Source organism: Weissella paramesenteroides (assembly GCF_051903945.1).
GTDB classification, from domain to species: Bacteria; Bacillota; Bacilli; order Lactobacillales; family Lactobacillaceae; genus Weissella; species Weissella paramesenteroides_A.
In genome coordinates, this window is record NZ_CP192268.1 from 927,702 (window position 1) to 951,741 (window position 24,040).

Genomic DNA, 24,040 nt, shown 5'->3' on the forward strand with positions numbered 1-24,040 from the left:
TTGGATTTGGATATGGAACAAATTGAATTAAGAAGTGATCAAGCAGCAGTGAAGGCTGGAGTTACAGCGTCGGGTTGTTGTAGTAATCCTGTAGAACCCAGGTTTAATAAGGTCTTAATATTTAATTGATTAGCTATTTTAGAAAAGATAAGTGTTTATTTTATAAAGTCTAAGCAATTGTCTTTTTTGGGGAAGGCATAAAATGAGGTAAAAATATTAAAAAATTTCCAAGTAAGGCCTCCTATGTTAAGCAGTAGGACAGTATTTGAAATTTTAAATAAGGAAGATAATGACGAAATATATTTGTATTTTAAAACAAATGCGTTGATTAGAGAAGCAATATTTTTGGCGAGTAACTCTGAATATAATAGTTTGTCCGATTATAGTGGTTTGAGTGGGAAAAAGAGACTAAAATCAACAAACCACAATTGACAAAATGTTTCTTACATTTCATGAGTAGTGAGGCAATATGGTTATGAAAGAAAAAAATTTCGTATATAAATTTTTAAATAACTTCAAGTGGTTGCTTCGTATGGCGAAAAAACAGCGGCGTTTATTGACTATTTATCTGCCAATAAGTGTTTGTTTGGGGGTAGTTACTAATTTTTTAGGTATATCTTTTCCTTCAATAATTATTTTTTTATTAGATAGGACAGTTACTTTAAACAATGATTTTGTAATTATTCTGTCACTAAGCTTTATTTTAGGTGTTTTTTTATGGATAAGCGGTTGGCTTGTAACGAAAGTGTTTTGGGAGAGTATTAAGGTCCGTATGACACTACAAGTGTTAGATGGGAAAGGGTTTATCAATCTACCTTATTTTAAGTTAATCAATGTAGATACACAAAAAGAACGTGCTCAAAGTGCTGCCTATGGATATGAAAATGATAATAGTGGTGTGGGACTTTTTGTTCCAGCGATGGTTTTACTCTGTCAAAATGTACTAATGTTAGTGATTGCTGGTGGTGTGTCAGCCATTGTGGCCTGGTGGAGCCCAATTATTGTCGCCATTACGTGCATAATTTCTTTCAAAATATTATCATACTTCAGTTCACAGCGCTTAAGGATACAAAAAGATCTAGGAAAAGTTTATTTAGAACAAAATTATCTTTATAGGAAATCATTTGATACTTCAGCTGGACAGGAAATCCGAACATACTTTCTGGAAATAAAGTTCGGACTCAAAATTAAACAATGTAGAGATGAAATTACAGTTATAAAGAAAAAATTAGCTTTGAATAGTTTTAAAGCTAAGACGTTGATTGTTCTTGTAAATTTTTGTAGGTCAATACCTATCTACCTTGTGTTGGCACAAAAGGTTTTTCATGGTGAAATGTCTGTTGTAGAGTTTTCATTTTTATTTTCTTTGCTGGGTATGCTTGATGTCTATATTAAAGAGGGAAGTAATAATTTAGAAGAGTTCTTAAATGCAAACAATGATATATCAAAAAGTCGAGTTTATCTTGATGCTATTGAGAGAATGATTACATTGGATGAGCATGCTGATAATCAGGGGCTACCCGAATCTATTTCACCAGACCACTTAGAAATTCAGTTAAAAAATATTTTTGTGAAGTATCCAGATCAGGAAAAATTCATTTTGAGAGACATAAATTTACGTATTAAACCAGGTGAGCATATTGCACTGGTTGGTTTAAATGGTGCAGGGAAGACGACTTTAGTTCTAACGATTATGGGAATTATTGAACCTTATTCTGGTGAAATTTTAGTAAATGGCATACCATTGTCAAAATCGTGGGTAAGAAGCTATCAGCGCCTCTTTGCACCAGCTTTTCAAGAGAATGTTTTATGGGCGGATACTTTAGAGAAAAATATTGTTATTTCTGAGAGTATTAATAAACAAAAACTAATGAAAATAGCTGAGCAAGTGACTTTAAATAAAACCATTAGTAAACTACCACAAGGTATGCAGACATATTTAACGCGCTATATACATGATAACGGGTTAATACCATCTGGTGGTGAATTACAAAAAATAATTTTAGGGAGAGCTCTATATAGAGATAGCCCCTTTATCATTTTGGACGAACCGACGGCAGCATTAGATTCACTAACTGAGAGTTTATTATATCAGCAGATGGAGAACTTATTTAAAGGGAAAACCAGTCTGTTTATTTCTCATAGACTAGCATCCACGAAATTTGCAGATAACATTATCTTATTGAAAGATGGTCAAATTGAAGCTTATGGTTCACATAAGGCTTTATTATCAGAGTCTGCAGAGTACAGAAAAATATTCAACGTGCAAAAACAGTTGTATGAAAGTGAGATCACTAATGAATAAAGAATATGGCTTTCATGATTTTATTTTGACAACGAATGAATTATACCCGCATATGGTAAGCTTTCAAGTAATTAGTTCGATTTTGCAAGTAGCAAATCAGCTATTACTTTTAACTTTCTTAGGTAAAATTATTAATGTTTTAATTACCACAACTATGAATGAAATTGTTTTAATTATCGTTGTTTTCTTATCACTAACCCTTTTTTTGCGTGTGGTTGATAACTTAGTGAATGTACAAATTGAGAAGGGTAAGCAGATGCTAAATATTAGAGCAGAAGCTAATCTGGCTGAGAGACTCAATAATGTAAACTATAAAACACATATTGATGATGATTTTAGAAAATTATACAGTGCCGTCAAAACAGGATTTGAATATACTGGTGGATTTGATATATTTGTTTCAAATATTATTAATAATATGACAAAGTTTACGACAACATTAGTAATTTCAGGTGGGTTGATGGTAAAAATATTTTCTTCACCGTCTTATGGAACAACATTAAATTTTTTTTATGAATTATTTATTTTTTGCTTGCTATTAATCCCTATTATTTCTTCAATATTTTTGGCTAAACAAGAAGGAAAAGTCATGGAAAAATTTTTTGCCTACAATATGAAGTTTAATAGAGCTTTGGATTATTATTCTGGTATTCTGTTTAAAGAACCTAAGTATGCAAAATTTTTGAAGATTTATGATCCTCAAAATAAAATCACGAATCAAGCAGGGAAAATAATTACTGACCAGGTCAATGAAGATGAAAGATATCAGTTGAAAGCAGCAGTTTTGGGCAATGCAGGTAGTATTGTGACAAGTTTAGTTATTGGAATTCTATACTGTTTGTTTTCGATTCGTGTTCTTGATGGAAGTTTATTACTTGGGACAATGGTGACGAGTGTTGGATATCTACAGATACTTATTGGTAGTTTGGGCCAATTTTTTTCAGCATGGAGCAATCGCAAAGCTGCGTTTACGACAATGTCACAATATATTAAATTTATGAACTTTAAGTTAACTAATGTTAATACACCAGAAGAGATTGAATTTGATGGTGTAATAAAAAAAATAGAATTTAAGCATGTTTACTTTAGATTTTCTAACGATGAGGATTATATACTAACTGACGTAAATTTTGTTATTGAAAACGGCGAACGAATTGCGATTGTGGGACCAAATGGTAGCGGGAAGTCGACTCTAATTAAACTGTTGTTACGACTTTACCAACCAAGTCAGGGACAAATTCTTATTAATGACATCAGCATAGAACACTATGAATTAGGTCAGTATCAAAAACAGTTTAGTACCGTCTTTCAAGATTTTAATATATTTGCTTGGTCAATTAAGGAAAATATTGTTATGGAACAAGCATTTGATGAACAACGACTGTTAAAAATATTGAAATTAGTGGGACTAGAAAAAAGAATAAAAACTTTATCTAAAGGGGTTAACACACCGGCAACAACTGAACTAGATGAAAGTGGTGTTGAATTGTCTGGCGGAGAACGACAAAAAATTGCAATTGCAAGGGCGTTGTACAGAAATTCACAGGTTGTTATTTTGGATGAACCTACAGCATCGCTAGATCCAATTGCAGAAGCTAATGTTTTCAGTAATTTTAACGGGTTAGTTCAAAATAAAACTGCTATTTTTATTTCACATCGTATGAGTGCAACACAATTCAGTAATCGTATCTTAGTTATGGCTGACGGAAAGTTAATCGCTTCTGGCAACCATCAACAGCTCATGAAAGAACGGGGATTATATTATGACATGTATCAAAAGCAAGCACAGTACTATGATGACTAAATGACATTTTTATTTAAATAACAAATAATTTCAGTTAAATTGAAGATCAAGACTGGAATAAAACTCAGCTAAATGTAAGCACCAGATCGAAGAGTTTTGCCTTCGGCCTGGTGCTTTAAACTGGTTGAATTTTGTCCCAGACCCTTTATTATATCCTTATTGATTAGTTACCAGTAACCTTTTAAAAGCACTGAACATAGCCATGATGATCAGGGTGGTTAGAATAAAGCTTGGTACCATGTATGAAACATTGTAGATTGTGGCATAGGCAAGTACAGATTGATGACCTGTTGCGCCAGCACTAAAATAAATCATCGCCGAAATAATATGTACAATTAAGCGTAATAAGCTACCTAATAGAGTTCCTATGAAGATAAAGAATATTAGGCGACCATTCTTTCCCTTAGATATTGCGGCTTGAATAGATTTTGAAAAGACCCCGGCGCTACCCACAAGCATGAATGCTAACGGATAATCTAAAAATGCTTGAATGGGATTAAGAATGTAAGCCCCCAGTAACAATTGAAGGAGTCCAAAAATTAGGCCTGTGATTGAACCAGCTTTTAAACCATGTCTAAATGCAATAACAAATATAGGCAGCATCTGGAGGGATATACTGCCTCCTTGTCCCCAAGCCTTGAAAGAAAAAAGGTCTAAAATAACGCATAAAACTGAAAATAATGCTATTTCTACTAATAAATGGGTGTTAAAATGTTGTGTTTTCATATTTCATTACCTCTCTGAAAATGTAAATTTTACATAAAAAAACAACACCCAATAATTGACCATATAAAGAGTAGTCAATTATTAAGCATTGTTTCCTACGCGAGGCTTACCTCACAGGTTCAGAGAGTTTGGAAAAATCCATCTCAGCTTTTATATAAAGCACCCCTAAATGTCTTGATATTGTTTCTTATGTACCAAACATTATATCTGATAATTATTAAAAACTCAATTGATAGTAGTGGCTGCAAATATTAGTTGTTATATTGCTATATTTTTATACTGACTTTTGTGTTTGGTGGTTTTAACCGATTTCGGATATAACTCCAAATGTACCCAATACAGAAGGAAAGGGCACATATTAAGGCAACGCTAATCTTTTTGATTAACCACCAAATCAATCTTAAAGAACCCAATACATACCCAATAGCTATTCGATATATCAAACCAATTAATAATCCGGCTATATTAACTACTAATTACAATAACAAAACTAATCATAGATGGTACCTTTGTACAAATATTAAAACTTATTTGCTTTGTTGTGTGTTGTACGACCGGTATTTTCGAATGTTATGATGTTTGTTTGAATCATTTGTTGGTACCTCTTAAATTTTTTTTGTTCAATTGCTTAATTAACTAATGTTTATTTTATTTTGACAGGAGGACAATTAAACAGCTGGGCCAAATAATAGGGACGGCAACGCCGTGTTATTTACCCTTGGTATTTGGTCTAGTGATGCATAGGACAGTCACTGGCTGTTTTATCGTTTGGATGGCAAAAGGGGGAAATGTTAGTAAATTGAGCAGGATTGAACAACGTGAACCATATGCACCCGTACCCCTTGTTTAGGGGACAGGGGTACATAGTAAAGACTTGAACATCTCTTATTATTTCGATAGCATACAGATTATAAGTGAATTATTATGTTGAATTTTTAATGACTGGAAAGGAAAAAATTATCTTATTCAAAAACGATCAAATATACAATAATCTGTCACCAAAAGGGAAATTAGCTTATTTGAAAGAGATTCAAAAGGGCAATCAAGTTGATCCGGATGAATTTAATAATATTGAGCAAGCGTATGTTGAACCAGAAGAAACCTTTGATTTAGGAAAAACAATGATTCAGCTAACTAATGATCAAAAGAATGAGGAAAAAGTATTAGCATATATTGATAAGCAAAATAATCCGAAGCCAATTCCAGAAGTCGTACAGGATTTGCGTCGAGTATTGGACACAAATATAACAGATGATGAGGGCAGGTGGATTTTGTCATGTGTTATAGGTTATTCAGATGAGTATCATCAAAAGATAATACAGTTAATTGCTAGTTAATATTGATGAAGCACAAGCGGAAAAAGAACGCTACAAGGTGGAAAATGCTAATGTGCTTAATCTTGAAGAACGTTGTGATCACTTAGAAAAGATGAAATTTGATCTGGAAGGACAGGTTGGTCAATTGCAAGCTGATGCTTCAAGAAGTCGTCTATCGACTCGAGGCAGAACTTAGACTAGTTAATTTATTGCGGGTACCACCTATTTCAGAGGCAACTTATCACTACTGGAAACGTTGTTTCAATCGAACAGATAAAGATCAAGCACTCAAACTAATTATTCAGAATATCTGCAGAGAAAATCCACACTATGGTGTCCGACGTGTTTACCTTGCTTTAAGGAAAGTGACCACTTTTAAAGGGGTTAATCACAAGAAAGTGCAACGCTTAATGCATGAAATGCACCTTCAAGGTGCGGGGTACCGTCGAATATCACGACGTTATGATTCGTCAAAAGGGTCTGAGGGAAAGCGAGTAAAAATCGTTTACACATCGTAAGTTTAAAACAGACAGACCCAATCAAAAATTAGTTAGTGATGTCACTGAATTTAAACTGCCAAGCACGGGTGAAAAGGTGTACCTAGAACCAATTATGGATTTGTATAATAATGAGATTATCACTTATGCATTAAGCACACGACCTAATTTGGCATTTGCTTTAGAACCTTTACAATAGTTATTGCATAAGTTACCTAAATTAGCCTACCGAACAACCATTCACACAGATCAAGGATGGCAGTATCACCATCGTTCATGGCGCAAATTACTTAGGCAACACCACGTGTTTCAGAGTATGTCACGCCGTGCAACATACTTAAATAATGCAGCAATAGAAAGTTTCTTTAATAAATCCCTTGAAAAACTATGCATCCGCACAAGAATTAGTAAATCAAATCAATAGTTGGTTGAATTATTACAATAATCAACGTATACAAACAAAATTAGGTGGTAAATCGCCGAGAGAATTCGACAAATTACCACCTAACAAACAAATTATTAAACTTTATCTTTTTGGGTACACCTCACTCTTTGACATAGAGATTGGAGATTATTTTGACAAGGTTTTGAAGGAGTGATTTAATGAGTAATTATTTTAATGGCAATACAAATATCAATTGGTAGCCTTTTTCGCCTAAATATTTTTTCCCAGTATCTTGAAAGCCACATTTTTTATATAAATTGATGGCAGGAAGGTTGTTTTGATTAACGCCTAAAGTAACTGATTTGATTTTTGGAAAAGTTTTTTTCATAAAATGAGGAAGTGCATTCAGTGTTTTAGACGCAAAGCCTCTACCAGTGTACCTTGAATCTGTTGAGAAACTTTTAAGTAAAATTGTGTTTTCTTGTTTTGTATAATTAGCTTTTTCTGTCCCAGTGTCTAAAGTAAAGAAACTGACTAAGGTGTCATTACTGAATGAAAGCACTGGGAAACTGTCTTTACTTTTTTTAGCCAGTTTTATTGCAGTTTGAGGATGTCTAGAATAATAATCGTTTTTCAGAACATAGTTAGCTATTTGTTGTGCGTATGGTTCAGAATATTGAATTAATTTCATAAAAACTCCTTTAATGTTAGAGGGGCTATTACTACAAATCAACCCTCTTGACTTTGTTTCATTTAATTGTATTATTTTCTCCACCAAAATAAACTTGTTTTGTAATCTTTCTCTAGTTTGTTTTTTACTTTTCTGTAATCAATAGTAATGTTAAATGTAACTTAAGAAGAAGTTCTTCTCAGAATTAAATTATAGGGGCTCTATATTATGAGCAAATTATTGAAATTACAAAAGTTAATTAAGAAGAACTCAAAAAAGTCAAATGCCGCTTCAGGTTACATGGGAACTACAACTCCATAATTGTTGTGATAATGTAGGGTACTAAAAAAGCTATTCGTGCAGGGCGGCCTTCATCATTAACGCAATACAAACGCCAAATTATTCAACAGGAAATTCATGAACATCATTTTACTCCAGGGCAAGTGGTCGCAAAGCATCGACGTTTATTTTCCAATACAACAGTCATCTACACTTGGATTAATCATAATCAAGTTCCGGGTGTCTCAAGTGATGATATTTACCAATGCATGGGAAACGTTTTCAACGCAATATTAATCGACAGCTGAGAGGGCATAAAGTCCATCTACATAAACGATTTAGTCGTAAGAAACATCACTTCAAACCCGTAAAACAACCTGAAGAGACCATTCACTATATTGGCAAGCGACAGAGTATTAATGAACGCCCAGCAAAGGTCAATTACCGCAAAGAATTTGGACATTGGGAGATGGACGGGGTGGAAGGTTCGGCTAATGATTCATTATTAGTCACGTTTGTTGAACGAAAAACACGCTTTCAAGTTGCTTTGAAAGCTAAATCTAAGCGAACGCTTGATATTTTGAAAGTAATCATGCAATTTAAAGGTCAGTTTGGTGTTTATGTGAAATCAATCACATGTGATAATGGTAAAGAATTTGTAAATGGTTTGGTATCCAAGTATATTCTGCAATACTTAGGTGATTTATACATCGCCAATAGTTGTGCACCATATGAACGTGGTACCAATGAGCGCACTAATCGTAATCTCCGTGCCAAATGGTATTTTCCTAAAGGTACGCGGTTTAGTGATATTAGTCAACGGCATATCGATCAAGTTGTTAAAGAAATCAATAGCAAACCGTTAACGCATACCTATAAACAACAAAAATCACCACAATATCTGTTTAAACGAGCAACTAGGCGTCTACGGCAACGTGCCCAGCGTGACAATCAGTTAAAGGCTAGCTAATAACAGTAGTACATCAGTTTGATCAATCGAAAAAAGTCAAGGAACACCTGGTTAAAATTTTATTTGATGAGGTGCGTTTTGTTGTGCCTTGAAATGCTAGTCTAAATTAAAAACAGTACAGTACCTAGATTGTGTTCAAAAGTTATAAAGCGTTAATTAAAGCTGAAAATGTCAATAAAGACAAAAATTTTTGCTAAAATGATTTTTTATAAAAATGTAAAAAAATGCCAGTAAAGCTGGTGCGATAACGTTTACAGTATATGCAAAAAATGGCAATAAAAATAATGTTGCATCAAATACTTGACAGTTATTTGAAGCATTACGTTTATATTTAAGGCAACAAGAGACATGGAACCCTTGATATTACAGGGTTTGTAATCTTGCTGCCAGTGAAAAAAGTGGAGCAGTTAATGCTTCTACATAACTGACAGCAAAGTCCCTTGTTAAATCATAGGGGCTTTTTTATATGTCTCGATGCCGATGTGTTCGGTTTATTTTTTGGGCTGAACGTATCGAGTACAATACTTATAGAAAGGAGGTTTGCCGATGAGCTATGTTGATGAAAAGACGTTAGCTAAGGCATTTCGAGAGTGGCGACGAGAAAATCAATATTCGATGAGAGCAGCTGCTAAAGCGGCTAACATGACCGTACCAGCCGTGCAACGAATTGAACAAGGCGCAGTTCCTGAATTAAGAAATCTGCAACGAGTTGGGGCAGTGTTTCATATGACAGGTGGTCAAGTATTTGATAAATACTTTAGCGATATACAAAAAGATCAATAACCTAAGATAACATCACATCGACCAAAATGTAGGATGTTATCAAAAGCTATTGATCTTCCAAATTTAAATAAAATACCCTCTGTTGATAATGGTACTGGCATACCGTTTGGAACAGATAGTACAAATTGCATTTTTGTAAAAAACGATAAAAATGTAGTTGGTTTTAGTGCGCTCTTTTTGACTAAACCATACGTCTATCAGTATAGCATCTTTTGTGTTACTTGTGAAGATATGGCCTAAGCCATATCTTGTGGCCATAAGCGTTTGGGAATGCCGTTACTAATGTCCGCAGAGGGGGTGTATTAGCGTTTTTTATTACACCAACATTAGCCCCGAAGCAGTTACACAATGCGACGTCGTAATCCTGTATGGGCGGTTGGAGTTCGCATCGCTCACACGTCGCCAGAAGGGTGCCTGAGAACGACGTAGCGGGCGTTTAAAGTAATGTGAAGTAATGATATTCACTGGTGGTGACAACCATGTAAATGCACAAAAAGGTCAGGGTGGACGTACTGAAAATGGCGTCACACGGCAATCATAATTGATTCACGGTGCTTAGTTCATAATTCGACCGTTTCACTCGAAATGATGTTGTGATTGTGGCTGGGCAGTGCTGGCTTTAAACGTGTGCCAATTCTTGTAATTGGACGACAAAACAGTGATTTGGATCACTCTGATCGAGGTTAGTGTTTTGTTGGGATAGCTCGCTTTAAGGGCGAACTCTCCTAACTAACGCTACGCGTTGTTTTGATGAGTTAAGCACCGGTAGATAACATGAAATGCTTCACCGAATAATGAAAGCTTTGTCGTTAAAGTGAGTAGCTAGAGAGGAGCACAAGGATGTTAGCAAATGATTTTATATTAAGTCAAAGAGTAAGTAAGAGATGTGAAAAATTAGTAGGTATTTTGTGGAGTAAGTGGTTGCTAATTGGTTTATGGCAACGTACTTTCATGAAATGGCAGAAGGGGGCTGTATTAAGTGGGTTAGTGCAGCAGAGCCAGGGAGGTAACGAGGATGGATTTTAAATACATTGCAGTTGATCTAGGGCGTCAACGTATATTAATAGTAGCTAATTCAATGGCAGAACTTAATCGATTGATTTTGTCTCAAAGAGGGCAAACAATTATTCAAAAGCAAGCAGTCTGGATCTATCGAATTGATAGTCAAACATTAAATCAAGTCCAACAAAAGATGACACAAACTGGTGCATCATTTGGTCAGTTAGTACGTCCAGTTGAATAAACGGGGGTAGTTTATGTGGGAACAAATGGAATTACCGTTGTTTGTTGACGAACCTGAAACCAATATTTATTTTGCTAGATGTTTGCAAAGTGATGGCTTAGTTGGTGTGGGGCATTTTGTCAGCGTACTAGATAAAGATGAGATACTTGTGGGACAAGTAATGGTAGCAAAAGATGGTCAATTATTTGTTATTGAAGATGCAGCAGTTAATGAACAGATTTCGTATAAAGATTGCTTAGTTGAGGTAACAAAAACATCACAAAATTTGGAACAGTTTCTAATAGAAAAGTTGCAAGGTGGTTGCGATGATTTAGAACATCTTTTTAATAAGTAGGAAGAAAGAAGGGGTAAGTTATGCAAACAAATATTCATGTTGGTCGACTTGTAAAAGATTTTGAACTACAAACAGTTGGTGAAAAAAAAGATATTAAAATGGTACGTTTTGGTTTAGCAGTGCAGCGTTATTTAAGTAAAAAAGCTCGTACGGATTTTATTTATTATGTGGCATTTGGTAAGACTGCTGAGATGCTTTATCAATATGCAAATAAAAAGGGTGCGCCAATCGAAGTACAGTTCAATATACGGAGTGAAATGTATGAAACGACAGAGGGGCAATCACAATATCGGGCAACTAATGTGGTCACGTCATTCATGCCGTGGACGACGAAACAATCTGAAAAAGAGATTGCTAAAAATGACGGTATTGTTGATGAATATGAGTCGACTTTGCAAGGACTAAATGGTTTAACAGATGAAGATTTAGAGATTAGGTAGGAGGCTTTAATGCAACATGTCAAAGTGAAGTATAGCGAAAAGCCACACTTGAAAGAAGGGGCTGGATGGTGGAGTAGAACTTGGTATAACTGGCGAGTATGGCGTGGTAACCACAAATATAATCGGTATGATCAACAGCGAAAATCAGTGACAATTAGGTTGCTTGGTTTACTTGGAATTGGTGTTGCAATCATTGCTTATTCAATGATCATGCCGCGTCCATCAGGTACCGTTTCAACTAAGCTTAATCAGGAAATGGCATTCGGAAATCAAGGGGCAAATGTACAGCTGACAGAGAAAAGTTTTAATGAAGATTCGGGGTTACTTGAGCTACATTTTAAGTTTACTGGTAATAACAATGAATCAACTTTATCAGGTATTAACATGAAACGCTACAAGCTTTCATTTGCAGGTGATCGTTATATTCAATCAGGCCAATCTGAGTATCATATTATCCCAACGTCAGCGAATACAATGGTTGTTCAGTTTGAAAAATTAAAGACAAATTTCCAGGATGTTCGGGTCATGTTTGAGGATAAAACTGTTGATACTGCGGACATAAATATTGCAACTAATGAGAGTGATAGCTCAGTTAAAAAGACCCAATCAAGTGATCAATTAGCAACGGTGATTGTTAATAACGATGATCAATTGCACCTGAATAACAAGCTCGATTTAAAGAGTAAGAAGCAGTTAGTAATCGCACAAACGAGTGACAACATTCAAGAACAACAGCGACACATTAAGAAAGATAAGGCAGCAATTAAAAAGTGGCAAACAGCTATTGATGAACAGGAAGAAAATGTTAAATCAATCCATGTACAAATGAAAGATATGACGGATGATGAACAAGATCAAGCGAGTGAATCAATTGAAACGTATGAGTCGAAAATAACAGATTTTAAGAAAGATATTTCTAATGCCAAAGAAGATATTTCAGACGAAAGAAATAAGATTCAACAATTAGAAAAACAAAAAACTAAGCAACAAAATGGACAGTTAAATGTCCCCAAGTTATCTGAATAAAAGCTTGCGGAATTGACTAATAAAAATGACAATTCCGCAATATTTTTACCTAAATCAGGGGGGTATCACTAGGGTAGACAGAGGGTTACCAAAGGTGTAGCTATGGGGGTAGCTTTAGGACATCCGAGGGGTTACCACTAGGGTAGCCAATGACAATGTTTCCAAGGTTTATGAATCCCCGCACAGCGGGACTCCAGAACAACGTCCTGGGATTCCCCCTTAACCTGTTAATTATTATTGATTTATTTTATTTATTATTTTGTCTTGGAAAACAATTCTAATATGCGCATTGGAGCGGAGGTATAGTTTATGGCAAATATTATTCAAGTAGAAGGGTTATCTGAACATACAATTAAAGTGTTAAACGATGAATCAGAGCGCAATAACGTTTCACGTAATGCACTTTTACAAATTATCATAGATAACTTTGCGCAGAACTTAGAACAAGCAAATGCTACTGAGATTTTATTAGAGCCATTGCAGGATGTTACTAAACAGTTAAATACGTTGACTCATGCAACGACTGAATCACAACATGCCATTTCAAAAGATTTAATGACATTAAACGATTCAATTAATCGAATGATCCAGTATATGTACGACGATTCTTACGGCAGATAGGGAGGTCAGCATGTATAGTTTTCATCATCGTTGGATTCGTCGATTTAGTATCATTTTCGTGATTATTTTGGCACTGCTTATTTTTATAAAACGTGATGCGATTTTAGATAAAGTCTTTAATCGAGTTGGAGAATCCAGTGCTGCACCTGTTGCTAAAAATATTGATAATCAATCTAATGACTTAGCTGCAAAAGATTACACGAACCAACAAACAATTCCAGTTGCAAATAACCAACCCAACTTTAAACAAAGTGAATTAGAAACACAAAAAGGCGGTTGGTTAGACCTATCACGACGAGATTGGTTAGGTCGGCCAAAACAAGCCAATGCCATGTTAGATAAAACGCGAATGCCAACCGAAAAAAGGAAACAATTAACAGTTAAAACGCCTGGCTATCATGTTTATAAATTTAACCAGGCCGGACAGGAAAACTATCTTTATAATCGGTCACATTTAATTGGTTATCAGTTATCTGGTTTAAATAACGATGCCCGCAATTTAGTTACTGGAACGATGGCATTTAATGCGACTCATCAATATGATCAACAACAGTCAATGGAAGATTACGAGAATGCAGTTTCTGATTATTTAAAACAATCATCTAAACATTTTGTTCGTTATCAAGTAACACCGTTGTATCGAAATGTGGAACGTGTCCCACGTGGTGTAGAAATGCAAGCTCAGTCAATTGGTGATGATAGTATCAAGTTTCATGTGTATGTATTTAACAGTCAACCGGGCTGGCAGATTAATTATTATACTGGAACTGCTTTACAGAAAAATGGGGAGAATAAATAATGCAAACATTAAGTGAATTTCGACAAAAATTAAAGCGTAAAAATCAGAATCGATTAAAGTATTTAAAAAAGAAATTTAAAAACTATTCAGATGAAGATTTAGACCAACAAGTAGCAGATGAAGTCCATGGCATTATCAATGTTTCGCAAATTTTAGATTACGATCCTACTGATGAAAAGTTATTAAAAAGACAGATTGCTATTAAAACTAGCCGTCAGGAAGTGTGGTATCGCAATGCAATGTCTACTTGGTTATCGCAGCATCCAGAGGTCGGGGTAAGTGGTGAAAATAATGCGGGCATGTATCGCTTTGCCTTTACTTTTTTTGTTAATCAAGTCATTCTAAATCCAAAGAATAATAATCTATCGTACGGTGACTTATTGAAAGCAATGGACGAAATAAATGATGTCGATCCAATGCTGAATGAAATTAATTATCAGATGAAGGACTTAAAGGAAATTGTTTCATTTACAGCAGCGATGGAGTATTTAGAAAATGTCACGTCATTTGGCCCGGCTCGACAACTTGATGATGTTATACAAACAGATATTCGATCAGAGTTAGACGATTCTAGTCAGTATGCGAAAGACTTTGCTGCTTATCAAGAACGTCGTAAGCAGGATCTAGCTCATAAACAAAAACGTCGTAGTAATGAAGGATTGGAGTTTAAACATGACTAAAACATCATTTGATTTACAAGCAGCGTTGGAAAAGTTACATGAAGAAGATTGGTTGCATCCAGAAGAAAAGGCTTTTAACGATACTGATGACATTATCGAATCAGACAAGGATAAAAAATATCAACAAAAGTATTATTGGGTGGCACAATTTTCACATATATTAATTAATCAATTTAACCAAAGTAACCGTGCTTGTTCACGTATTTTACGGCAGTCTGATCATAAATATATTGCACGTGCGATGAAACGTTTCCCAGAAAGTGACTTTAATAATTTATCAGAAATTAAAGAAGCTTTGGATACGTATTGCAAGGAGCAGGGGGTGAAATAAGATGGCAAAAACAGGGGGCTTTGCTAATTTTGCAACTGGCGAAAAAAAGACCGGTGCCGTATTATTACCCACGCATTTTACAACGGCATCACAAGCAAATAAAGAGGGTAAACAATTTGGTAATTTAGTGCGGACATATGCGGCAAAAAGTTCTAAAGTCATGGATGAAAATAATCAGTCACTGGTGGATGTTACCGATGCGGAAATGAACTTAACCGCTAATGATAGTTTTGGGTACAGTTCTCGTTTTTCGGCAACGGGGGACGAACACCCACTATTTGATGGGCAGACATTGAACATGACTGATGAGCAGATGGATCGTCTAGAAGATCGTTTAAATACCGCACAGAAAAATGGTAATATCTTACATGAAATGGCTTTTTCAATGCGTGGTGATTGGTTAGTTGAAAATGGCTTATACGATCCAGAAACTAAGCAATTAGACCAAGACCGATTAAAGCGTGCGGAACAGCATATTGTACAAAATTTATTTGATAAAGGTGGGCCGCAGCCGTTAGGTGAAAGTCCAGATGATGTTATTTGGTTTGGCGCTGTCCATCAAGATACGGATCACTTAAACATGCACATTTGGTATGTTAAAGAATCTAAAGAAACACGGCCAAGTATGTTGCATAAGTCTGGTGAACCCAAAGGGGTGATTGACTTTAATGCTAAGAAACAAGCAGAGAGTAAATTTCGCTACGAGCTAGAATCAGACGCTACTAAAATTAAACGCGCTGATATCTATGAGGCGGTGGGTAATTACCGTAGCAGCATTAAAAATGATACGTTATCTAGGCTAGATGAAACGCACCATTACACGGCCGACCTGCAGAAAATTTTTGAGGTATTACCAAAAGATTTACGGGGACGTTGGAAGGTTGGCAATACTGAAAGTTTAGTAACTGATGACGCTAGCCGGATGGCACCAGCTAATCGGCAAATGAATCAATTAATTGATAAGATGCTAACACATGAATTAAAAGATGATTATCAAGCTTTTCAAGCAACAGCACAAAAAATGGACGGCATGATGAAGGAAACACATGGTCACCAACATAAAGGGCAGTTAAAGTGGTCAGAAAAACAAGATAACCGACTGCGTAAGGAATTAGCTAACGGAATTTATCGTCAATTCAATGAAAATTTTAAAGACGATCCTAATGACCAACAGAGGAAAAGTGCAACTGATCAACCATTTCAAAAAGATCAACACGGTAATTTTGAAAAGATTCGTCATGCCAATGGGATTGATAATGAACACCAAAAGGACATAAAAAGACCAATGGTTCACCAAAAAACGTTGGCACCAGTTGGTAAACTTAATAGGATTTCTAAACGAATGACCAAACAAAGCCGACAAGAACTACAACAGATGCACCGTATGATGCATGATATGGATAGTTCTATGGTACAAAACGTTAGTGATGAATCACTTTCACGACATATTTAAACATTAGATGAAAATAAAATGTTGTTGTTCTATTTTGTGACAGAATAACAACATTTTTAACGTTGAACTAAATTTTACATGATAAAAAGCAGTGGTCAATTTTTGATTAGAAAGAAAATTCTGCTGTTGACTAGAGTCTTATGTAAGGAGTTATCAAACTATCTCTGTAAATTTATATTGTAGCACGCTAATTTAGTTTCTTGAATTTTATACTAAGCATTGAAATATACAGTTGAAATTAAATCTATAATAAAGCACTTCAATAAATGGCGCCGAGAAAATATTATAATTTCTCCACTTGATTTGACAATTTGAAAAGATAAAATTATATAATTATTATGGTTTAGAACAACAAAGATAAATACATGACTAAATAATTAGTATTATAATAAAATAATAAATTAGAATAGTTCGAGTTTTTAAATATTATTCTACGATTATTGTTACGTGAGAAAGGGACTGAAATGGCACGATTACACTATAGTAATGTATTAGATACTTTTATAAGTTTTTTAGAACAAAATAAACAAATTTTTTTGAAAAAGAAGATGATGATTTAAAAAAGGAGCTAATAGAGTTTATTGAAATTTTGAATGAACTCAAGAATTTTTTGGAGAGTACTAATATAGGCTTTGCAAATTATGATAAATTATCTCCATTGTCTTCATTGATTGATGATTTAGAAAAAGATAGCTCAAAAAAGTTAAGGGAAAATGACCTAAGTAAGGCAAAAGAATTATATTTGTTTAATCAGAATGAAAATAACTCATCTTTTGAAGATGTTGGGACTATAAACTCAAGGGATAATAAGGATAATTTATATAAAGTATTGAATTTTTTTAATAAATCTATCGAAAAAAAGTATAAAAAGTTAATAACACAATTAGGGAGAAATGTATTTAAAGTAATTGATAATAAACAAACTAATAAACAAGTTTTTTTATCTTATGCTCATGATGATTATTTTTATACGTTGGCATTAGTTGTTTTCTTTTACGATAAGGAGAATATAATGTTATTTGTTGATTGGATGAAAAATCCTGCTCATGCAAATGGAATTGTTATAAAAAAATTTTTAACCCGGATTATTCATCAAGACAAACAAAGACCCGCTGAAACAGCAAGTTAATACCGTTTCAACGGGTTTTGCGCTTTCACCCGTTGGGTGAAAACCATAGGAGCTCTTTTTTATGATATTTTGTTAGTGAAAAACAAACCAAATACTCAAAAATTGGAGCGTCTAAAATTATGACTCAAAAAGTATTACCTAGCAACCCTTTAGTTGCAGTTTCAGACAATGGGGCACCAATTACCTCGGATGGTGGCAACGTGCTGCTTAGTATGTTTCTGAATTCACCTGTAGTTTCCAGGCTCTTTAATAACGTTGAATTCAACGATAATCGCAAAAGTCCACGCTATGCTAAGGTAGAATTATTATTGCAAATGCTCATTCAAGTTATCGAAGGTTATCGCAACGACGACGTTGCAGATTACTTGACCCAAGATATCGAACATCGACTTGTTTATGCGCAAAACATGGCATCTCAACCAACTATTTCCAGATTTCTATCACATCTCACGAACGAAGACATTGATGAGCTACAAGAATTAAATCGTCGTATTGTCTCTTTAATTGATGAAAGATCAGCCAACACTGAACTGGTGCTAGATTTGGATTCAACCTACTTTGAGACCTTTGGTCATCAAGAAAAAATTGGTTTTAATTATCACTACTTGAACGTCGGTTACCATCCGCTTATCATGACCGATGCTTTAACTGGAACCGTGCGTCAGGTATCGTTGCGAAGTGGCAATACCTATACCGGTAATGGTGCAACTGAATTTGTGCAAGGGTATCTGTCAACTAGTCTATCCGCTCAACATCAGACAATTATTTTGCGTGGTGACAGTGGCTTCGCCACGCCAGACTTGATGGAAACATTAGAAGGCAACAATATTTTTTATACCATCCGATTGAAGTCAAATCCTCGATTGAAGCGTATGGCACTTGATGGACGATATGTTAATTTCGACAATCTTTTGATGATTGAAGGTCAGTTGACGACCGATGAATTTGAGTATCAAGCCGCCTCATGGGACAAAGCACGTCGTGTTATCGTTTTAAATGATGAACATGGCGGTACACAGTTCATCGTCACTAACCTAAGTCTTCCACAAAAAGACATCGTCCGTGTTTACCGCAAGCGTGCGGCGATTGAAGATATTATTCGCGAGCTTAAAGGTGGATTTGCCTTCGGCAAAACTGATAGCAGTTCATTTTTCGCCAACAAAGCGCGCATGTGGATCTCAGTGATTGCATCAAACTTGATGCGGTTGATGAAGAGTATTGCGTTGGACGACCAGCAACAATCGTGGACAATCAACACCTTTCGAGACCGTTTGTTAAAAATCGGTGGACGTGTCACTAAGCACGCCCGCAAGGTGATCTTGACGTTAGATAGCCGCAACCAAGAACAATTCGATGGTCTGTTCTGGCGAGCTTGGGAACGACTAAATGCTTTGTGGCAATAAAACAACGAATTATATTTTCAAAAAAATAGCAAAATCTGGCTGGTTTTAGTATGCCCATTTTTCTCAAAAAACGCTCAATCAAAAAAACACCCTGAAACTGTGCCAGGGTACCGGCAGTTTCAAGGTGATTTATCGTATTTTACTGATTTAGCTGTGGTTAAAAATTTAGTGCATGAATAATCCGGGTTTAAGTAAAGAATTGTCTAATTCAGATGATTTTTTATTTTTAAGATCTTTACATAGTGAACTAAGGATTAGAGGAAACCAAAATGTAAGGCAATGGTGTGCTTGGGAAGTAGGTTATTTTTATCAAAATATTTCATCGAATAAGACTAAGACAATGTTCTTTACTAATTACTTATTGAGTGCTGATAAAACAAACAAATTTTTAGACGATTTCACTTTTTGTCAGAGTCTAAATCAATTTTGAAGATGCTTAATTAGATACATAATTAATGACAAAGTTGATAAAAAGATAAGCACTAAACTGATTGCATTAGTAAATTTAATAGCTAATTAAAATGCAATAAGTATATCTTAAAAAAATAATAAAATGGGGAAAACTTATGACAATCGTATTAATAACTTTATTTATCATACTGTTAATCGCAATTGGATACAGACAAAAAAAATTAAAATCATCTAGTCAATTGTGTACTGTCATTCTATTGCTACTGGCATTAGTTATTTTTGTATATCTTTTAGGATCTTTTAAAGTTTTTGACAGCACTACGGTAAAAAAATATGTTACTAATTTTAAAGAATTGTTGGAAATAATTATTTTAATACTTGCTGTGTTAGCATTTTTGGGGGCTTCAATTGGATTTTTAGACAAAAAATATACTTTAAGAATAGATAAGTTTAATATTGGTGGCATTAATGTTCTTTTCGATAAATCTAGTGAAATTTATGTTAAAACTGTTGGAACATATGTTTCTTCTAAAAGATCACTTTTTAGTTTTAACGAAAAAAGAGATAATATTTATGAGGTTTTAAATGCTTACTACGATGTTTATAATTTTATACGAAGTAATTTAGAATTATTGGATTATGAAAAAAATAGTGATTTGTACAAAACTTCTGTTAATATTTTAAAAGAATTAAACAAGTTCCTTACAAAACACCAAAATGATTATAGACGTTGGTATGATAAAGTTATTTCTGATGATGAATGTATAGCTTCTAATAAAGGTAAAAGAGCACATAACACTACTATAGAACAAGTTCAGAAACAATATTATAGATATGATGAATTATTACAAGATATCAAGAATCTAAATAATTATATGTCAGAAGAAAAAATTAAAAATATGCTTAAAATTAACGAATTTATTTGGGGGGAAGAATAATGCATAAAACATTTATTAGTTATCACCATTCAGGAGAACAAGATTTAAAAGATGAACTTATAGACCATGCAAATATGGGGGAATATTTTATTGATAAATCCGTTTCAGATGGTGATATTGACCCATCTTTGTCAGAAGAAACAATAATGAGAAAATTAAGAGAAGATTTTATTAAAGATTCCTCTGTAATAGTGGTTTTGATAGGTGAACAAACAGCTGACCGTCCTTTTGTCAATTCTGAAATACAGGCTGGGTTGTGGGGACAAAGTCCTGTTGGGTTGATAGGTGTAGTTAGAGATGATTTGTATGATCGTATCTATGACAAAGATTTATGTAGTGTACCCGGATGCAATTGTGGCATAACATTAAGAAGACGAACTTCTTTGTTTTATGAAAAGGTCCCTTTCTTGATTAGAAAGAATAACGCAATCCTTGAAAACAACAAATCTGCTTTTCCACATTATAGTGATTCTGAAGCATATTGTGGTATTTATAGATACTCTAATTTTTTTGAAAATGTTGAAAAATATGTGGACGAAGCATTTGAAAAAAGAAATAAAGTGTTTGATATAAAGAAGACAAACGATTCTGATGTACAAACAATCAATAATACTCATGGTTGATAATTATTGATGGAAATATTAGAAAATTTAAAAATTTAAATGAATGAGTAATATTTTGCTTCGTTTTAAAGAAATTTCAAGTGTCAGTTGATTTAAAATGGCAAACATGTGTTCGTCTTATTAAATATTGTAGCTAATTTAAATAAAAATACAAATAGATATTCATTTTACGAGTTTATGAACAAAAATAATAAGTCTAGCTGTATAACAGGCTGAAGATTAACGTTAAGTACGTAATTAATTTAAGTCAATTCATGAGGGATTATAGTAATGAATCAGAGAGTAAGGGCATCAAAATGGTACATGCTTTCTCAAATCTGAACATCAATTTATTTTTATCACTTATAAAACGAATAAAAGTTGTCATTCCCTTAAGGAAAGTGACAACTTTTTTTATATGTTTTATCTCTAGTGAGAGTGGAATAATATTGCATAACTTATTCATTAGGTTTAAACTAACTTTGTTAGGAAATAATAAATTATCTAATGAGGTGTTGTGATGGATGTACAACAAGTGACAAGCAATGAACCCAGACGAAAAGTGATGGTCATTGATTCTAAAAGCTTTTATGCCAGTGTTGAGAGTGTTGATAGGGGCTTAAATCCGCTGACTACATTATTAATCGTGATGAGTCAACAGGAAAATACCAATGGTGGGTTGGTTTTAGCAGCGTCACCACGGGCAAAAAAAGAATTGGGTGTTAAAAATGTGATGCGTCAACGTGATGTACCATTTGATGATCAGCTATTAATTGTCCAGCCACGGATGAATCGATATATTGCGATGAATAAGAAAGTTAATGATATTTTCAGGCAATTTGTAGCCGAGGAGGATCTGCATTTATATTCCATTGATGAAAGCATCTTAGATGTTACTGATACATGGGAATATTTGAAATTTGTCTATGGCAAAGATCTGACTTTAAAGAAACTTGCCCGCATTATTCAATTAAAAGTGAAACAAACCCTTGGTTTATATCTGACGGTAGGGATTGGTGATACGCCAGTGATGGCAAAATTGGCGTTAGATATTCAGGCAAAACATGATTTTAATTTAATCGGCGAATGGCATTTTGAAACAATTCCTAAACATCTTTGGTCAATTACTAAGTTAGACGATGTTTGGAGTATTGGTAAACGAACGGCGAAGAGTTTAATGCGATTAGGCATTCTCTCAATGCGTGATTTAGCATTAGCAGATCCCTATTATTTGAAACAAAAGTTAGGTGTACGCGGTGAAGAATTATTTGCTTTAGCATGGGGTGTTGATCGTAGTATTTTGCGACATCGGCATCATATTAAAGATGGCAATGTTTCTAATAGCCAAGTTTTACCACGCGATTATAACCGAGTTGATGAGATTAAGGTGGTTATTCGGGAGATTGGTGAACAGGTGGCAGCAAGGCTACGAGCTAAAAATGAAGCAGCCGGCACGATTTCATTATTTGTCGGGTATTCGTATGCGACTAGTGAAATGAAACATAGTCATGGCTTTCATGTGCAAACTAAAATTGTCCCTTCGAATCAATCTAACATTATTTCAAGTGCGTTAATTAAACTATTTGATGCTCACTTTGAGGGCGGCAACGTGCGTAACTTAGGAGTTGCTGCAGGTAAACTACAACCGGCAGGTTATGATCAACTAGACTTACTCACACCAGTCAAGCAACAATTAAATGCATCAAAGATTGACCAAGTGATTGATGAGATTCGGCAGAAATTTGGTGTGACGAGCTTAGTCAAGCTCTCCTCGCTAAGTCAAGGGGGCACGATGATTCAACGAGCTGGTTTAGTGGGTGGTCATAATGGAGGAAACGCGTATGGCTGATCAAGATGAGTTAACGAATCAATTAGTCCGAGCAGAGCGTTTTTTTCGCAATGATTATCATGATCGAGGCATGGTGAAATGGCAAGGGTACTTTTTGAGTGATCACACCGAAGATGTGGGCAAATATTCCCAAAAAAGAGCTATTAATCGAGAACGACAAGATCAACCGGAAATGTCGCAAGAAGTCATTAGTCAATATCTGATGAAAGCCTTTGACCAACGATTCCCGGTGACAATCCAATTACGCAATCATACGACTAGTGGTCTTGCGAGTCCGTTTTATCATGGCAAAGTCATGGGCTTTCAGGGAGATAATGTGGTACTTTCCAATAATACGCAGAGCTTTCCAATAACAGATATTTTAGCAATTAAATAATGAAAAAGCCGGTCACAAACCTGATAATATCGGCATTTGTGACTGGCTTTATGTTAGAATATATTCATGGGTTATAAGGCGGTGGCTAATCTTTCCGAAAGGGGTTGGTGCCTATGAACGAGTGTTCGTAGACTTCAAAATCTAACGAAAGGAGGATTAGCTAGACATGTCTGTTTTCCAAGCAGTATCCTTGATGATACTGTTCGGAAGCTTCTTGTTGGCATTGTTGACGTATATCGATAATCACCACAAGAAGTAAGACAAATTAAAAACCGCCCTTAACTTTAGCGAGTCAGGCGGTTTAAAATACTTTTTATAACAGCCACCGTTGAAGTAGCCCTGGCTCCGTGTTACCAGCACGGGGCTTTTTCTATATAAACGATTATACCATGCTATCTATTTTTTTGCTAAAAACTACTTAAATTAAGTAATTATGTCCATAAAGGAGACATGTGTATCAAATATTAACACTACTAATGATATAACCGTTGCTTGTACTGGATAAAAATGAAAACTATTTAAGAAAGGTCAGATAATTTTTAGTGAAGATCGTCTACAAAGGAATGTTAAAACGTCAAAAGAAAAAAATGAATTTGATAGAATTGTGACAATTGTCTATGAATAATTTAACGTCCGTATTGAACTAATGTTTAATTAATGTTTAATTAAG

General features: G+C 34.7%; 25 protein-coding genes, 2 pseudogenes and 1 riboswitch. Of the genes and pseudogenes, 25 read left to right on the forward strand and 2 right to left on the reverse strand.

Going from position 1 to position 24,040, the window contains the following annotated elements; translation table 11 throughout:
* Positions 1-475: 475 nt before the first annotated feature.
* Together ACQ4QH_RS04380 and ACQ4QH_RS04385 are read left to right on the forward strand one after the other, a co-directional pair.
* Positions 476-2,305 carry an ATP-binding cassette domain-containing protein gene (locus ACQ4QH_RS04380; RefSeq protein ID WP_439819409.1) on the forward strand — a complete coding sequence of 610 codons (1,830 nt, stop codon included), beginning with the start codon at positions 476-478 and terminating at the stop codon, positions 2,303-2,305.
* Positions 2,298-4,109 carry an ABC transporter ATP-binding protein gene (locus tag ACQ4QH_RS04385; protein WP_439819410.1) on the forward strand — a complete coding sequence of 604 codons (1,812 nt, stop codon included), beginning with the start codon at positions 2,298-2,300 and terminating at the stop codon, positions 4,107-4,109. The genes ACQ4QH_RS04380 and ACQ4QH_RS04385 overlap by 8 nt, the downstream gene beginning before the upstream one ends.
* Positions 4,110-4,265: 156 nt before the next feature.
* Here ACQ4QH_RS04385 and thiT read toward each other — a convergent pair whose 3' ends face one another.
* Entirely contained in the window at positions 4,266-4,835 is a 570-nt protein-coding gene (thiT, locus tag ACQ4QH_RS04390) for an energy-coupled thiamine transporter ThiT (RefSeq protein WP_439819411.1), read from the reverse strand.
* A gap of 74 nt (positions 4,836-4,909) precedes the next feature.
* Positions 4,910-5,012, reverse strand: a riboswitch (TPP riboswitch).
* Positions 5,013-5,773: 761 nt separating this feature from the next.
* Between thiT and ACQ4QH_RS04395 the strand changes: the two genes are divergently transcribed.
* The 4 genes and pseudogenes from ACQ4QH_RS04395 to ACQ4QH_RS04410 all read left to right on the forward strand — a co-directional run bounded on the left by ACQ4QH_RS04395 (position 5,774) and on the right by ACQ4QH_RS04410 (position 7,247).
* The gene (locus ACQ4QH_RS04395; RefSeq protein ID WP_439819412.1) at positions 5,774-6,172 is read left to right on the forward strand and encodes a hypothetical protein; all 399 of its coding nucleotides are present in this window, start codon (positions 5,774-5,776) and stop codon (positions 6,170-6,172) included.
* A gap of 134 nt (positions 6,173-6,306) precedes the next feature.
* Complete coding sequence (locus ACQ4QH_RS04400; RefSeq protein WP_439819505.1) at positions 6,307-6,669, forward strand: IS3 family transposase; 363 nt, start codon at positions 6,307-6,309, stop codon at positions 6,667-6,669.
* A 22-nt stretch (positions 6,670-6,691) separates the two neighbouring features.
* Positions 6,692-6,847 (forward strand): annotated as a pseudogene (locus ACQ4QH_RS04405) (IS3 family transposase); the annotation flags it as partial.
* A gap of 178 nt (positions 6,848-7,025) precedes the next feature.
* A complete protein-coding gene (locus tag ACQ4QH_RS04410) occupies positions 7,026-7,247 on the forward strand; it encodes an IS3 family transposase (RefSeq protein ID WP_439819413.1) in 222 nt (73 codons plus the stop codon).
* Between the two features lie 12 nt (positions 7,248-7,259).
* Here ACQ4QH_RS04410 and ACQ4QH_RS04415 read toward each other — a convergent pair whose 3' ends face one another.
* Positions 7,260-7,724, reverse strand: coding sequence for a GNAT family N-acetyltransferase (locus ACQ4QH_RS04415; protein WP_439819414.1), 465 nt, complete (start codon positions 7,722-7,724; stop codon positions 7,260-7,262).
* 338 nt (positions 7,725-8,062) lie between these two features.
* On the opposite strand from ACQ4QH_RS04415, the pseudogene ACQ4QH_RS04420 reads away from it, so the two are divergent.
* From ACQ4QH_RS04420 to ACQ4QH_RS04510, 19 genes and pseudogenes are all read left to right on the forward strand, one after another.
* Positions 8,063-8,952 (forward strand): annotated as a pseudogene (locus ACQ4QH_RS04420) (IS30 family transposase); the annotation flags it as partial.
* 546 nt (positions 8,953-9,498) lie between these two features.
* Positions 9,499-9,735: a helix-turn-helix domain-containing protein gene (locus tag ACQ4QH_RS04425; RefSeq protein ID WP_259705381.1), complete on the forward strand. Its 237-nt coding sequence runs from the start codon at positions 9,499-9,501 to the stop codon at positions 9,733-9,735.
* 840 nt (positions 9,736-10,575) lie between these two features.
* The gene (locus tag ACQ4QH_RS04430; RefSeq protein ID WP_288573377.1) at positions 10,576-10,761 is read left to right on the forward strand and encodes a hypothetical protein; all 186 of its coding nucleotides are present in this window, start codon (positions 10,576-10,578) and stop codon (positions 10,759-10,761) included.
* Positions 10,751-10,978, forward strand: coding sequence for a hypothetical protein (locus ACQ4QH_RS04435; RefSeq protein WP_259705379.1), 228 nt, complete (start codon positions 10,751-10,753; stop codon positions 10,976-10,978). The genes ACQ4QH_RS04430 and ACQ4QH_RS04435 overlap by 11 nt, the downstream gene beginning before the upstream one ends.
* Before the next feature lie 13 nt (positions 10,979-10,991).
* On the forward strand, positions 10,992-11,312 hold the full coding sequence (locus tag ACQ4QH_RS04440; protein WP_259705378.1) for a hypothetical protein: 321 nt from the start codon (positions 10,992-10,994) through the stop codon (positions 11,310-11,312).
* Between the two features lie 20 nt (positions 11,313-11,332).
* Positions 11,333-11,752 carry a single-stranded DNA-binding protein gene (locus ACQ4QH_RS04445; protein ID WP_439819415.1) on the forward strand — a complete coding sequence of 140 codons (420 nt, stop codon included), beginning with the start codon at positions 11,333-11,335 and terminating at the stop codon, positions 11,750-11,752.
* A 9-nt stretch (positions 11,753-11,761) separates the two neighbouring features.
* On the forward strand, positions 11,762-12,778 hold the full coding sequence (locus tag ACQ4QH_RS04450; protein ID WP_288573373.1) for a hypothetical protein: 1,017 nt from the start codon (positions 11,762-11,764) through the stop codon (positions 12,776-12,778).
* 309 nt (positions 12,779-13,087) lie between these two features.
* On the forward strand, positions 13,088-13,399 hold the full coding sequence (locus tag ACQ4QH_RS04455) for a hypothetical protein (RefSeq protein ID WP_439819416.1): 312 nt from the start codon (positions 13,088-13,090) through the stop codon (positions 13,397-13,399).
* Between the two features lie 10 nt (positions 13,400-13,409).
* The gene (locus ACQ4QH_RS04460) at positions 13,410-14,198 is read left to right on the forward strand and encodes a DNA/RNA non-specific endonuclease (protein ID WP_439819417.1); all 789 of its coding nucleotides are present in this window, start codon (positions 13,410-13,412) and stop codon (positions 14,196-14,198) included.
* Positions 14,198-14,878, forward strand: a complete 681-nt coding sequence (locus tag ACQ4QH_RS04465; RefSeq protein WP_439819418.1) for a hypothetical protein — start codon at positions 14,198-14,200, stop codon at positions 14,876-14,878. The genes ACQ4QH_RS04460 and ACQ4QH_RS04465 overlap by 1 nt, the downstream gene beginning before the upstream one ends.
* Positions 14,871-15,209, forward strand: a complete 339-nt coding sequence (locus ACQ4QH_RS04470) for a hypothetical protein (RefSeq protein ID WP_439819419.1) — start codon at positions 14,871-14,873, stop codon at positions 15,207-15,209. The genes ACQ4QH_RS04465 and ACQ4QH_RS04470 overlap by 8 nt, the downstream gene beginning before the upstream one ends.
* Before the next feature lies 1 nt (position 15,210).
* Complete coding sequence (mobP2, locus tag ACQ4QH_RS04475) at positions 15,211-16,662, forward strand: MobP2 family relaxase (RefSeq protein ID WP_439819420.1); 1,452 nt, start codon at positions 15,211-15,213, stop codon at positions 16,660-16,662.
* A 589-nt stretch (positions 16,663-17,251) separates the two neighbouring features.
* On the forward strand, positions 17,252-17,791 hold the full coding sequence (locus ACQ4QH_RS04480) for a hypothetical protein (RefSeq protein ID WP_439819421.1): 540 nt from the start codon (positions 17,252-17,254) through the stop codon (positions 17,789-17,791).
* 119 nt (positions 17,792-17,910) lie between these two features.
* Positions 17,911-19,194 (forward strand): IS1380 family transposase, encoded by a 1,284-nt coding sequence (locus ACQ4QH_RS04485; protein WP_131470631.1) that lies wholly within the window; start codon positions 17,911-17,913, stop codon positions 19,192-19,194.
* A gap of 566 nt (positions 19,195-19,760) precedes the next feature.
* Entirely contained in the window at positions 19,761-20,543 is a 783-nt protein-coding gene (locus ACQ4QH_RS04490; protein ID WP_439819422.1) for a hypothetical protein, read from the forward strand.
* Complete coding sequence (locus ACQ4QH_RS04495; protein WP_439819423.1) at positions 20,543-21,166, forward strand: TIR domain-containing protein; 624 nt, start codon at positions 20,543-20,545, stop codon at positions 21,164-21,166. Before ACQ4QH_RS04490 ends, ACQ4QH_RS04495 begins: the two co-directional genes overlap by 1 nt.
* Before the next feature lie 499 nt (positions 21,167-21,665).
* Positions 21,666-22,994 carry a DinB/UmuC family translesion DNA polymerase gene (locus ACQ4QH_RS04500; protein WP_439819424.1) on the forward strand — a complete coding sequence of 443 codons (1,329 nt, stop codon included), beginning with the start codon at positions 21,666-21,668 and terminating at the stop codon, positions 22,992-22,994.
* Positions 22,987-23,370, forward strand: coding sequence for a hypothetical protein (locus ACQ4QH_RS04505; RefSeq protein ID WP_439819425.1), 384 nt, complete (start codon positions 22,987-22,989; stop codon positions 23,368-23,370). The genes ACQ4QH_RS04500 and ACQ4QH_RS04505 overlap by 8 nt, the downstream gene beginning before the upstream one ends.
* 166 nt (positions 23,371-23,536) lie before the next feature.
* Complete coding sequence (locus tag ACQ4QH_RS04510) at positions 23,537-23,629, forward strand: putative holin-like toxin (protein WP_279230067.1); 93 nt, start codon at positions 23,537-23,539, stop codon at positions 23,627-23,629.
* Positions 23,630-24,040: the final 411 nt, after the last annotated feature.

Bases quoted from the DNA above. Each gene is read 5' to 3' on its own strand.
- ACQ4QH_RS04400 (WP_439819505.1), top strand. From the start codon at position 6,307: ATGCTTCAAGAAGTCGTCTATCGACTCGAGGCAGAACTTAGACTAGTT.
- ACQ4QH_RS04465 (WP_439819418.1), top strand. From the start codon at position 14,198: ATGCAAACATTAAGTGAATTTCGACAAAAATTAAAGCGTAAAAATCAG.
- ACQ4QH_RS04445 (WP_439819415.1), top strand. From the start codon at position 11,333: ATGCAAACAAATATTCATGTTGGTCGACTTGTAAAAGATTTTGAACTA.
- ACQ4QH_RS04470 (WP_439819419.1), top strand. From the start codon at position 14,871: ATGACTAAAACATCATTTGATTTACAAGCAGCGTTGGAAAAGTTACAT.
- ACQ4QH_RS04510 (WP_279230067.1), top strand. From the start codon at position 23,537: ATGTCTGTTTTCCAAGCAGTATCCTTGATGATACTGTTCGGAAGCTTC.
- ACQ4QH_RS04485 (WP_131470631.1), top strand. From the start codon at position 17,911: ATGACTCAAAAAGTATTACCTAGCAACCCTTTAGTTGCAGTTTCAGAC.
- ACQ4QH_RS04495 (WP_439819423.1), top strand. From the start codon at position 20,543: ATGCATAAAACATTTATTAGTTATCACCATTCAGGAGAACAAGATTTA.
- ACQ4QH_RS04450 (WP_288573373.1), top strand. From the start codon at position 11,762: ATGCAACATGTCAAAGTGAAGTATAGCGAAAAGCCACACTTGAAAGAA.
- thiT (WP_439819411.1), bottom strand. From the start codon at position 4,835: ATGAAAACACAACATTTTAACACCCATTTATTAGTAGAAATAGCATTA.
- ACQ4QH_RS04430 (WP_288573377.1), top strand. From the start codon at position 10,576: ATGTTAGCAAATGATTTTATATTAAGTCAAAGAGTAAGTAAGAGATGT.
- ACQ4QH_RS04385 (WP_439819410.1), top strand. From the start codon at position 2,298: ATGAATAAAGAATATGGCTTTCATGATTTTATTTTGACAACGAATGAA.
- mobP2 (WP_439819420.1), top strand. From the start codon at position 15,211: ATGGCAAAAACAGGGGGCTTTGCTAATTTTGCAACTGGCGAAAAAAAG.
- ACQ4QH_RS04460 (WP_439819417.1), top strand. From the start codon at position 13,410: ATGTATAGTTTTCATCATCGTTGGATTCGTCGATTTAGTATCATTTTC.
- ACQ4QH_RS04455 (WP_439819416.1), top strand. From the start codon at position 13,088: ATGGCAAATATTATTCAAGTAGAAGGGTTATCTGAACATACAATTAAA.
- ACQ4QH_RS04490 (WP_439819422.1), top strand. From the start codon at position 19,761: ATGACAATCGTATTAATAACTTTATTTATCATACTGTTAATCGCAATT.
- ACQ4QH_RS04505 (WP_439819425.1), top strand. From the start codon at position 22,987: ATGGCTGATCAAGATGAGTTAACGAATCAATTAGTCCGAGCAGAGCGT.
- ACQ4QH_RS04395 (WP_439819412.1), top strand. From the start codon at position 5,774: ATGACTGGAAAGGAAAAAATTATCTTATTCAAAAACGATCAAATATAC.
- ACQ4QH_RS04500 (WP_439819424.1), top strand. From the start codon at position 21,666: ATGGATGTACAACAAGTGACAAGCAATGAACCCAGACGAAAAGTGATG.
- ACQ4QH_RS04425 (WP_259705381.1), top strand. From the start codon at position 9,499: ATGAGCTATGTTGATGAAAAGACGTTAGCTAAGGCATTTCGAGAGTGG.
- ACQ4QH_RS04415 (WP_439819414.1), bottom strand. From the start codon at position 7,724: ATGAAATTAATTCAATATTCTGAACCATACGCACAACAAATAGCTAAC.
- ACQ4QH_RS04435 (WP_259705379.1), top strand. From the start codon at position 10,751: ATGGATTTTAAATACATTGCAGTTGATCTAGGGCGTCAACGTATATTA.
- ACQ4QH_RS04380 (WP_439819409.1), top strand. From the start codon at position 476: ATGAAAGAAAAAAATTTCGTATATAAATTTTTAAATAACTTCAAGTGG.
- ACQ4QH_RS04440 (WP_259705378.1), top strand. From the start codon at position 10,992: ATGTGGGAACAAATGGAATTACCGTTGTTTGTTGACGAACCTGAAACC.